Origin of the sequence: Streptomyces sp. NPDC002130 (assembly GCF_040296465.1) — a bacterium.
Classification (GTDB): Bacteria; Actinomycetota; Actinomycetes; order Streptomycetales; family Streptomycetaceae; genus Streptomyces.
On the sequence record NZ_JBEOXI010000277.1, the window covers coordinates 1 to 10,117 of the forward strand.

Below are 10,117 nucleotides of genomic sequence, written 5' to 3' on the forward strand. Positions count from 1 at the left end.
AGCTGCGCTCGGACCGCGCCCAGCAGATGATCTCGCTCGGTCAGTACGCCGAGTGCGAGGCAGAATGTGCGGCCGTCGCCGCCTCCTGCTCCGGCACCCTTCGACGGCCGCCGAAGGATCCACCCTCTAGCGTGACCCCATGAATCTCACCGGTAACGGCACCAGCGGCGGAGCGACGGCGTGACGCCCTGGGAGATGGCCGCCGTGCTCGCCGCCGGCACGGGCGCCGGAGCCGTCAACGCCGTCGTCGGCTCAGGAACGCTGATCACCTTCCCGGTACTGCTGGCCGCCGGACTGCCCCCGGTCACCGCCACGGTGTCCAACGGGCTGGGTCTGGTCCCCGGTTCCGTCACCGCCGTCTTCGGCTACCGCGAGGAACTGCGTGGCCAGGGCCGGCGCGTCCTGCTGCTCGGCATCGGTGCGGTGCTGGGCGGTCTCACCGGCGCCGTGCTGCTGCTGGTCCTGCCTGCCTCGGCGTTCGAACGGATCGTGCCGGTCCTGGTGGGCCTTGCCCTGGTCCTGGTCGCGTGCCAGCCCTGGATCGCGAAAAGGGTGCGCCGCCGTCGCGAGGCAGGAAGCGGCCCCGTGCGTCGTGACGGCGGTCCCCTGCTGTTCACGGGCCTGACGCTGGCCAGCGTCTACGGCGGCTACTTCTCCGCCGCACAGGGCATCATCTACGTCTCCCTGATGGGCATGCTGCTCGACGAGACGCTCCAGCGGCTCAATGCCGTGAAGAACGTGCTGGCGGCGGTCGTCAGCACCGTCGCCGCCGTGCTGTTCCTGTTCTTCGCCCCTTTCGACTGGACGGCCGTGGTCCTCATCGCCGCCGGATCGGCGCTCGGCGGTCTTGTCGGAGCCAGAACCGGCCGCCGCTTCAGCCCCGCCGTCCTGCGGACCCTGATCGTGTCGGTCGGCACCGTCGCCCTCGTCCACCTGATGCTCCACTGATCCGGGCCCGGTGCGGCCGGCCCGGCGCGTACGCAGGGCGCCCGGGAAGGAGGGTCGTCGTCCTCCTGCCCGGGCGCCCGGGGATCATCAGGGGCGGCGGGGGGAGGAGGGTCGTCGGTCCTCCCGTTCCGCGCGCGCGGCGTCAGGGGCGGCGCCGCTGGTCCCCTTGCTCGTCGGTTCCCTCGGTTTCGATGCGTTCCTTGCGGACCTCTCCGGTGACGGTCTCCTCCTCCGTGACCTCTTCGGTGGTCAGGCGGACCCGCTCCTTCGGCACGGCCCTGGTCTCCACCACGGGCTGTTCCTCGTAGAGCGTGACGTCGTGCTCCGCCTCGGTGATGTCCGGGCCGGTCATCGCCCTGTCCCGGTTGGTGTCGGTGATCGGCTCGCGCTCGACGCGGACCTCTTCGTGGCGTACGGGGACGGTGTACTGCTGCTCTTCGGTGACGACGTACTTGCGCAGCCGCGCCCGGCCGGCCTCGTGGCGTTCGACGCCGACGTGCATTTCCTCCTCGGACCGCGTCATCGCGTCGTCGGCGGCGCCGACGGTGCCGGTGGTGCCGGGCGCCTGGCCGGTACCGGAGTGTGTGTCCTGCCAGGCGGCGTCCCAGTCGATGCCGTAGTGCCGGTACAGGCGCTGCTCCTCCTGTTCGGACAGGTGGCCGCCAGCGTCTATGTCGACGTTGGGCGCGTCCTTGACCTGGTCCTTGGCGTAGGGCACCTCGAGGTGGTCCTCGACGAGGGCCGCGTCGTGGATGGGTACGAAGGACTCGCTGGTGCCGAACAGGCCCGTCCGTACGCTGACCCACTCGGGCTCGCCGGTGGCGTCGTCGAAGAAGACGTGCCTGGCGTCGCCGATCTTGTTGCCCCTTGCGTCATGGACCGGGTGGTCCAGCACGGTGTCGATCTGCTCTCGGGTGATCATCCTGGTATCTCCTGCATGGTTGATATCGATAAATCCGGTCGTCGTGCTCGGGCTGTGCTGGGCTCCGAGTGCGGCAGACCAGTCGGGGGGCGCCTACGGTCCGGGGCTGCCGGTCTGCCCGCGTGCCTCATCGGCCGTGGTCTGTGCGGAGCGGCGGGCCTGCTCGGTCACGTGCCCGGCCTGCTCTCCGGCCTGTTCCTTGGTGGCGCGCGCGGCTTCGGAGGCGGTGTCCTTGACCTCCTGGGCGGCCTGGCGGCCGGCCTGGGTGGCGTCCTCCTTCAGTTGCTGCGCGGACTCCAACGCGGCCTGTTTCACCGGCTCGACGGCCTGTCCGGCCCGCTCTGCCGCCTGCTCCTCGACCTGCGAGGTGGGCAGCAGTGAGGCGGTCAGCAGTCCCGCGCCGAAGGCGATCAGGCCGGCCGCGAGCGGGTTGCCCTGCGTCTGCCGCATCGCTTGCTCAGGGGCCTGCCGTGCCGCTTCACCGGCCTGCCCGGCTGTCTGACGAGCGGCGCCGGCGACCTTTCCGGCGGCCTCGCGCGCCGTGTCCGCGGCCTGCCCGGTGGACTCCTGCACCGACTGGGCGGCCTGCTGGGTGCGGCCGACGGTCTGCCCGGTGACTTCCGAGGCGCTGCCCATCACCCGTTCCCTGACCCCGTGCAGAGCGCCGCGGACGCGCCGGGTGCGACGCCGTACCATCCGGCGGGGGCGGGCGCGGTCGGCCAGCCGGGAGACGTCCTCGGACAGTCTCTCCCGTGTGGTTTCGATGTCGGCCCTTATCCGGTCGGGTGCCGTGCCCATTGCATGTCCTCCTTCAGCGTCTGCATGGTCTGTTCCGGCTTCGGCGAGACGGTGCGCATGTGCGCGCGGCCCCGGCGGTAGAGGACCAGGCCGATCACCGCCCACACTCCGGTGACGATCAGTGCGGCCCATCCCGGGTCCATGACGTTGGCCAGGGCGAACGTCGCCGCCAGGGACAGGAAGACGGCCACCATGTAACCGGCGAAACCGGCTCCGCCGAACATCCCGGCCGCCTTGCCCGCCTTGGTGGCTTCTTCCCGGATCTCGGCCTTGGCCAGTTCCGCTTCTTGGCGCAGCAGTTGCTGCACGTCCGACGTCACCGTCGAAAGCAGTTCCCCGACCGAGCTGTCCTCCTGCCCGCGGTGCTTGGGAGCGTGTCGGTGCGGGGCGTGGGGCGTGAGCGACGACATCTCATGCCTCCCCGCGCCCCGGCAGCTCCGGCGCCGCGTCCCCGGGCATGCTCGGGGGGCCGGAGGTGGGCGGCTGCGTCGACCGGCCCGAGCCGGAGCCGTTGGCCTTGCTGCCGGCCTTGGCGAGCCGTCCGACGGCGAACCCGGCCACGACCGCTCCGCCGAGGAAGGCGCCGGGGCGCCGGCGGGCGAAGTCCTGCAGGTCGTCGACCAGGCCGCCCACGCCCCGCGTGTCCAGGTAGTCGGCGGCACGGTGACCGCGGTCGGCCGCCTGTGTCACGAGGCTCCTGGCGGGTGAGTCCGTGTCAGCGCTGTCCGCGAGACCGGACAGGTCGTCCGCCCACTGCCGCATCACCTGCGCTCCACGTCGCGTCTGGCTCTCGGCCTCCTCGGTGACCCGCGTGCGCAGGTCACCCGCCATCGCACCGGCCTGTGCCCTGGCCTCGCCGGTGACGGCTCTGACCTGGTCGGTGGCGGTGCCGGCGACCTGACTCGCACCTTCCCTGGCCTGACCGACGGTGGCCGACGCCTCCTGTTTCGCCGTCTGCCCGGCCTGCTGAGCACGACTGGTGCTTTCGTTCGCCATCTCGCTCATGGGTCCTCTCCCTCAGGCATCACCCGTGGATGCGGTCACGTCTCGGTCCTGACCGCCCGCGGCGACGGCATTACGCCGTCCATCACCGCGCTTCGGCGCGTCCGGCCGAGTGCGAGGGCTCGCCGCCGGCTGTTCGAGCTCCGGCTGCCGTCCCGCACGCACCCTCCTCGATTAACCACACGGGCCAGACCAAAACGGCAAAAGCGGATTTTTCGGGCATAGGGGTCCGGGGTGAGGTGTCCAGCCGCCCGCAAGCAACCGGTGTCGTACGCGATTTGGGGCGGAGCCGGGAGTCGCGGTTCAGTGAGCCGCCGGACGAACCTCGGCCTTCGCCCCCTCGGCGTCGATGTGCGGCACCACCCGGTCCAGCCACCGCGGCATCCACCAGGCGTGCCGCCCGAGCAGCGTCATCACGGCCGGCACCATGAGCAGGCGTACCACGGTCGCGTCGATGAGCACGCTGACGGCCAGACCCAGCCCGAGCATCTTGACGACGATGTTGTCGCTGACGATGAACGCCGCGAACACGCTCACCATGATCAGCGCCGCGCAGGTGATGACCCGGGCCGTGATCTCCAGGGCGTGCGCCACCGACCCCTTCGCGTCCCCGGTGCGCAGCCACGCCTCGTGGACACGGGACAGCAGGAAGATCTCGTAGTCCATGCTGAGGCCGAAGATGATGGCGAACATCATCATCGGCACATAGCTCTCGATGGGCACCTTGCCGTGCACCCCGAGCGCGGGCCCGCCCCAGCCCCACTGGAACACCGCGACGACCACACCGTACGAGGCGGCGATCGACAGCACGTTCAGCACGGCCGCCTTGACGGCGACGAGCAGCCCCCGGAACACGGCCAGGATGATCAGGAACGCCAGGCCGACCACGACGAGGATGATCACGACCAGCCGGGAGGCGACGATGTCGCGGAAGTCGACCTGGGCCGCCGTCGTGCCGGTGACATAGCCCTTGGCGTCCGTGCCCTCGACCGCGTCCGGCAGGGTGTGGTCGACCAGACGGTTGGTCAGGTCGGTGGTCGTGGCGTTCTGCGGCGACTTGGTCGAGTAGACGGTGCCGATCAGGACATCGCCGTCCTGCGTGGGTGTCAGGGGAGTGACGACGGCGGCCCCCTGCACGGAGTCGAGCGTCTGCTGGGCCTTCGAGGCCAGATCGGAACGCTGCGAGGAGGGCACGTTCGTCTGGTCGATGACGACGGTGAGCGGGCCGTTGGACCCGGGTCCGAACGCGTCGGTCATCAGGTCGAAGGCCCGCCGGTCGGTGAAGGACGTTGGATCGGCGCCGTCGCCGACGTGGCCGAGCTGGATGGAGAACACGGGGATCGCGAGCACCACGACCACCGCGACACCCGCCGACAGGTACCGCAGCGGCCTGCGCTCCACCCGCTGCGCGTACCGGTGCCAGGTGCCCTGCGGGGTGTCACCCGCCTCGGCGTCGGTCTCGGCGACGGGGCGGCGCACGTGGTAGCGGTCGATGCGCCGGCCGATGAGCCCGAGCAGCGCCGGGACCAGGGTGAGCGCGCCGACGACGGCCGAGACGACGGTGACCGCGGCGGCGAGCCCGAGCAGACCGATGAAGCCGACCCCGGAGGCGGACAGGCCCGCCAGCGCGATGATCACCGTGCAGCCGGAGACGAGGACGGCGTGGCCGCTGGTGGCCGCGGCCTGTCCGGCGGCCCGCACCGGATCCACGCCGTCGATGAGGTTCTGCCGGTGCCGGGTGATCATGAACAGGGCGTAGTCGATCCCGACCCCGAGCCCGATCATGGTGGCCAGCGTGGGGGAGACCGTCGCGAAGGTGAACGCGGCCGCAAGCAGCCCGAGGATCGCCAGACCGCCGACGACGCTGATCAGGGCGGTGAGCAGCGGGACGACGGCGGCGATGACGCTGCCGAATCCGATCAGCAGCACGATGACGGCGACGCCAAAACCGATCAGCTCGCTCACCCGGTCGTCGGCGTTCGGCCGGGCGAGCTCACCGAGCGGCCCGCCGTACTCGACCTCGGCACCGGCCGACCGCAGCGACTGCACGGCACCGTCGACCCCGTTCAGGTAGTCGTCGCCGAGCGTCGAGGGCTGCACGTTGAAACGGACGGTGATGTACGCGGTCTTCTTGTCGTCGGACAGTGGCCCGACGTTCTGCTGCTGCGACTGCCCCGAGGACGACCCCTGCGCGGACAGCGGGTTCTGGGCCGACAGGACGTGCGGCAGCTTCTCCAGGTCGGCGACCGTGGTGGAGATCTGGGAACTCAGAGCGGTCAGGTCCTGCTGGTCGTCGTGCAGCACGATCTGACTGCTGTAGCCGCCGGCCTGCGGATCGTGCGCCTTCAGCACGTCCAGGCCCTTCTGGGACTGCGCCTGGGGCAGGGAGAAGTTGTCGGAGTACTCCCCGCCGAACGCCCGGCTGACGACCTGCAGGGCCACCAGGGCCACCAGCCAGGCGATGATGACGATCACGAAGTGGCGTGCGCACCACTCGCCCAGCCGCCGCAGCGCACCTCCGCGCGTGGCCTTCCGGTCCCCTTCAGCGGTGCGGCTGTGCGGCATGGACGTCGTCTCCTGTGTCGGCCGGGAGGTCAGTGCCGTCCATTAGATGTGCGCGTGATCACTCCGGCATTTCAGGCACGCGGACTCCGTGGGACTCCGGGCGCCCGTTCCCCCGAAAGGCCCGCCTGCGCGCGCGGTGGTCGGGCCGCACGCCCCTCAGCGCTCCCGACCCCATGGCCACGCCGAGCCCCACCAGCGCACTGCCCGCCGCCTGTGCGGGTCCGTAGGAACCCGTGCCGACGAGCGGTGCCGTGCAGACCGCCGCCACCGGGATGAGACCGGAGAACAAGGTGGCGCGTTCCGCGCCGATCCGCTGCATGCCCATGTACCAGCACACGAAGCCGACCACGGTGACCACCACCGCCTGCCACAGCAACGCGGCCGTCTCGACGCCGTCCGGACGCCGCAGCCAGCCGGTGCCGTCGGCCAGGAGCCCGACCGCCGCCGACTCCACCGCGGCGACCGCGCACACCGTGGCGGACAGCAACCGGGGCCCGAGCGGCCGCAGTACGGGAACGGCGAGTACGGCGAAGCCGACCTCCCCGGCCAGGGCGCACACGGAGAAGGCGATGCCCACGCCGTCCGTGCGTCCCCAGCCCTGGACGGTGAAGGCGCCGACGGCCACGAGCAACGCCCCGTACAGCACGGTCCGTTGCGGCCCGCGCCCGTCCAGCAGGGGCACGAGCACGGCGACGGCCACCGGCGCACAGCCGACGAACACACCCGGCACCGCCGGTTCCGCCGTGCGCTCGGCGGCGATGACGGCCAGGTTGAAACCGACCATGCCGACCGCCGCGAGCAGGGCGAGACGGCCCCACTGGCGGGGTGTCAGGGCTCGCAGCCGGCCGGCTGCGCCCTTACCGGCCGCCGGGACGAGCAGCAGACAGGCCAGCCCGTAGCGCAGGAACTGACCGCCCGCGTACGGGTAGTCGCCCAGCACGCTGTTGGCCGTGAAGGACCCTCCGACGAGGACGCAGGCGAGCGCGGCGAGCAGGGCCCCGCCTGTGGTCGTGGCGTTCATGGAGGTGACGCTAGGCACCCGGGCGGCCCGGGAAGGGGTCCACTTCCGCGCGTGCTTGGTGGACCAATTCCCACCCGGGCCGTGGCGTCAGCCGATGTGGTAGCTGTCGCCGTAGACCTTCCAGTCGAGCGGCGGGTTCAGATCGAGGTTGCGCCCGCGCAGGAAGACGCGCTGCGCCGTGTCGACCCGGCTCGTGTCGCTGTGCGCCTCCTCCTGCTTCATGGCCCACACCCGCGCGTCCAGGAAGGCGTGGAGGTACGTCACCTCGTCACCGCCCTGCGCCGGCGGCTTCGCCGTCCGCAGGGCCCGCCTGCGGATGTTGCGGAAGCTCGTGGCGTCGCCGCCGTCGCCGTGCATGACGATGGCGTCGTAGTAGGCGAACTGGCCCAGCACCCGCAGCCCGTCGGCCTTGCCCTGCCGGACCGCGGGGCCGAAGTACACCCGGTCGCGCTCGTCGTCCTGGGCGCGCCGGAACCCGGCGTCCCGTGCCGCCCGGCGCCAGTCGCCGGGGAAGCCGGGGTCGAGCCCGTCGTGCGAGTCGGAGCCGTCGACCTCGCGCAGGGCCGGCAGGTATCGCGCCAGGACGTTGCCGGGCTTGCGGGCGGTGTAGAGCTCGACCAGGTCCAGCATGTCGCCGGTGCCGGAGCAGAACCCGATGATGCCGGCGGTGTAGCCACGGCCGTCGCCGATGTCCTCGATGTACTGGTACTGCGCCTTCCAGTCGAGCGAGGAGTTCTCCGCGCTCGACACGAGCTGCATGGCGATCTCCTTCTTCGCCGGGTCGTCGAGCCCGATCGCGGCCACGGAAGCCGTGGCGCGCGGCGGCTTCAGGAACGGGGTGGTCGCGAGGGCCGCGCCGAACAGCGCCAGGACGGTACGGCGGCCGGCCGGGGCCGAAGGGTGTCTCACGGTGCCTCCAAGCGGAGTGGGGGGTGGGAGAGCGGGCCGTGCAGAACTGATAGGAAGGTTTCCTATCACTGTGAAGGCGCAAGGGAAACAACCGAGTTGGAACTTCGTAGGGTCGAACAAGCCGGTTCGCCCGTCGAAAGGCCGTGATCTCCGGCCGGCGCCACCGAGAACCAGTCCCTCCGCGTTGACGCCCCGGGAACCAAGAGCCCCTCTCGCACGTCCACTCAGTGCCCGCCAAGGGCGGAACGGTCGGACCGACCAGCCGGAGAGGGGAATCGCCGTGGACGAGGCGACGTCGCAGCAGGGGAGCGAGGCGGAGAGCGCCGCCCGCCGGGCACGCTTCGGGGCACTGCCGGAGCCGGTGCGCGTGGAGGACATGGTCGAGGAGCGGGCAGCCAGCGTGCCCGACCCGGCGCGCACCGCGTACAACCAGGACGAATGGCTCGTGCGCTACTGCCTGTGAGGTGTCCCGCCGGGGCGGGTCGCTACGAGGTGCTCCTCGCGCCCAGGTCGCGCAGCCACCGCACGACGTCGTCGGCGTCCTGGGCGCGGGCGATGTCGAGCGGGGTCATGCCGTCGTAGCCGCACCAGTGAGGGTCGGCGCCGTGCCGGTGGAGGTACTGCGCGGTCGGCAGCTGCCCACCGTGGCAGGCGCCCCAGAACGCGCTGGTGATCTCGTCCGGTGACGGCGGCTCGTCCGCCTCGACACACGCCCGGACCCGGTCCAGCAGCCCGAGCGTGGCCGCGTCCTGCAGGGTGACGCGGGCGCCGTGTTCGATCAGCCGGTGGGCGGCGCGCCACTGGCCGAATCCCCGGGCGTCGGCGAGCGGGGTGCCGCCGCCGATCACCGCACCGGGCGCTTCGATGTCGGCCCCCGCCGCGATGAGCGCGTCCAGCACGGGCACATCGTTGCTGCTGGCCGCCCAGTGCAGCGGCGTCTCCTCGTGCGCACCGACGAAACGGGCGCGGGGGTCGGCCCCGGCGGCCACCAGGGCCGCGACCATCTCGGGACCGCGGGGGAAGTGCCCCGGCCAGTCGGTCGCGATGTGCAGCAGACTGCGCGTGCCCTTGCCGTCCTCACCCTCTTCGGCGATGCTCACGGTGGCGAGACCGGGGTGCTCGGCGAGCAGGTGCCGGAGCCCGGGCAGATCCCCGGCCCGGATCGTCTCCGTGACGGCGACGGCCAACGGGTCCCGTGATGTCAGCGTCTGCAAGCCGGCCTCCCCATGCCGTCCAGGACCACCGATTCTGCCAGCAGACCTCCGCCGGCACGGCCGCCTGTGCGAAACGGCAGGTCCACCGTCGCCGATCGTCCCACGGTCATGCCCCATGCCTGCACATTCATCAGTAAACCGGGCACCCGTCCGGATGACATGCCCGCACGCTCCGCCAGGCGTAGCGTCCGGGGTAGGAGCGGGAGGACACCATGCCCGGGAGCAAGGAGCACCCCGGCGGCTCCGGATCGCCGGACGATGCCCTGGGGCTCGCGCTGGCCGACACCGTGCGCGGTACCGGGGCCTCGATCGGCGGCCTCTACCTGATCGAGGAGGCGGAGCCGGTGCTGCGCCTGGTCGCCCTGTGCGGTCTTCCGGTGGCCTTCAGCGCCCCCTGGCAGCGGCTGCCCCTGACCGCGCCGGTCCCGGTCACCGACGCGATCCACGACGACGCACTGGTCAGCATCGCCGGCCAGGACGAGATGGCCCGCCGGTACCCCCGCGCCGCCGCCGTCCTGCCCTACCCGTTCGCCTTGGTCGCCGCCCCGCTGACCGGCGTACGCCGCTCCTGGGGCGGCCTCGTGCTGATGTGGCCGGCCGGCCGGCCACGCCGGGGCACACCACGCGAACGCGGGCACATCACCTCCAGCGCCCGCCGCATGGCCCGCCTCCTGGACGACGCCGCCCGGCCGCCGTCCCTGCCCGACGTGCCGCGTGTCGTCCCCGTCGAGACCGGCC

The 10,117-nt window shown here is 71.8% G+C and carries 10 protein-coding genes and 1 pseudogene; 3 read left to right on the plus strand and 8 right to left on the minus strand.

What is annotated here, in order from left to right:
* Positions 1 to 180 precede the first annotated feature (180 nt).
* Positions 181 to 948, plus strand: coding sequence for a sulfite exporter TauE/SafE family protein (locus tag ABT116_RS34785; protein WP_351642216.1), 768 nt, complete (start codon positions 181 to 183; stop codon positions 946 to 948).
* 142 nt (positions 949 to 1,090) lie between these two features.
* Here the strand turns inward: ABT116_RS34785 and ABT116_RS34790 are convergent, their stop codons facing one another.
* From ABT116_RS34790 to ABT116_RS34820, 7 genes are all read right to left on the minus strand, one after another.
* Positions 1,091 to 1,870: a DUF2382 domain-containing protein gene (locus tag ABT116_RS34790; protein ID WP_351642219.1), complete on the minus strand. Its 780-nt coding sequence runs from the start codon at positions 1,868 to 1,870 to the stop codon at positions 1,091 to 1,093.
* A gap of 93 nt (positions 1,871 to 1,963) precedes the next feature.
* A complete protein-coding gene (locus ABT116_RS34795) occupies positions 1,964 to 2,668 on the minus strand; it encodes a DUF3618 domain-containing protein (RefSeq protein ID WP_351642222.1) in 705 nt (234 codons plus the stop codon).
* Complete coding sequence (locus ABT116_RS34800; protein ID WP_351642225.1) at positions 2,644 to 3,078, minus strand: phage holin family protein; 435 nt, start codon at positions 3,076 to 3,078, stop codon at positions 2,644 to 2,646. Before ABT116_RS34800 ends, ABT116_RS34795 begins: the two co-directional genes overlap by 25 nt.
* 1 nt (position 3,079) lies before the next feature.
* The gene (locus ABT116_RS34805) at positions 3,080 to 3,673 is read right to left on the minus strand and encodes a hypothetical protein (protein WP_351642228.1); all 594 of its coding nucleotides are present in this window, start codon (positions 3,671 to 3,673) and stop codon (positions 3,080 to 3,082) included.
* Between the two features lie 300 nt (positions 3,674 to 3,973).
* Complete coding sequence (locus ABT116_RS34810; RefSeq protein ID WP_351642230.1) at positions 3,974 to 6,235, minus strand: MMPL family transporter; 2,262 nt, start codon at positions 6,233 to 6,235, stop codon at positions 3,974 to 3,976.
* A gap of 58 nt (positions 6,236 to 6,293) precedes the next feature.
* The gene (locus ABT116_RS34815) at positions 6,294 to 7,256 is read right to left on the minus strand and encodes a DMT family transporter (protein WP_351642232.1); all 963 of its coding nucleotides are present in this window, start codon (positions 7,254 to 7,256) and stop codon (positions 6,294 to 6,296) included.
* A gap of 87 nt (positions 7,257 to 7,343) precedes the next feature.
* A complete protein-coding gene (locus ABT116_RS34820) occupies positions 7,344 to 8,165 on the minus strand; it encodes a chitosanase (RefSeq protein ID WP_351642234.1) in 822 nt (273 codons plus the stop codon).
* A gap of 280 nt (positions 8,166 to 8,445) precedes the next feature.
* Here ABT116_RS34820 and ABT116_RS34825 point away from each other — a divergent pair, with 280 nt between their 5' ends.
* Positions 8,446 to 8,628, plus strand: a complete 183-nt coding sequence (locus tag ABT116_RS34825) for a hypothetical protein (protein ID WP_104781672.1) — start codon at positions 8,446 to 8,448, stop codon at positions 8,626 to 8,628.
* A gap of 22 nt (positions 8,629 to 8,650) precedes the next feature.
* Here the strand turns inward: ABT116_RS34825 and ABT116_RS34830 are convergent, their stop codons facing one another.
* Positions 8,651 to 9,379 carry an ankyrin repeat domain-containing protein gene (locus ABT116_RS34830; RefSeq protein WP_351642238.1) on the minus strand — a complete coding sequence of 243 codons (729 nt, stop codon included), beginning with the start codon at positions 9,377 to 9,379 and terminating at the stop codon, positions 8,651 to 8,653.
* Between the two features lie 212 nt (positions 9,380 to 9,591).
* Here ABT116_RS34830 and ABT116_RS34835 point away from each other — a divergent pair.
* Positions 9,592 to 10,117, plus strand: a pseudogene (locus tag ABT116_RS34835) (phosphatase); the annotation flags it as partial.

Bases quoted from the DNA above. Each gene is read 5' to 3' on its own strand.
- ABT116_RS34790 (WP_351642219.1), bottom strand. From the start codon at position 1,870: ATGATCACCCGAGAGCAGATCGACACCGTGCTGGACCACCCGGTCCAT.
- ABT116_RS34795 (WP_351642222.1), bottom strand. From the start codon at position 2,668: ATGGGCACGGCACCCGACCGGATAAGGGCCGACATCGAAACCACACGG.
- ABT116_RS34800 (WP_351642225.1), bottom strand. From the start codon at position 3,078: ATGTCGTCGCTCACGCCCCACGCCCCGCACCGACACGCTCCCAAGCAC.
- ABT116_RS34805 (WP_351642228.1), bottom strand. From the start codon at position 3,673: ATGAGCGAGATGGCGAACGAAAGCACCAGTCGTGCTCAGCAGGCCGGG.
- ABT116_RS34810 (WP_351642230.1), bottom strand. From the start codon at position 6,235: ATGCCGCACAGCCGCACCGCTGAAGGGGACCGGAAGGCCACGCGCGGA.
- ABT116_RS34815 (WP_351642232.1), bottom strand. From the start codon at position 7,256: ATGAACGCCACGACCACAGGCGGGGCCCTGCTCGCCGCGCTCGCCTGC.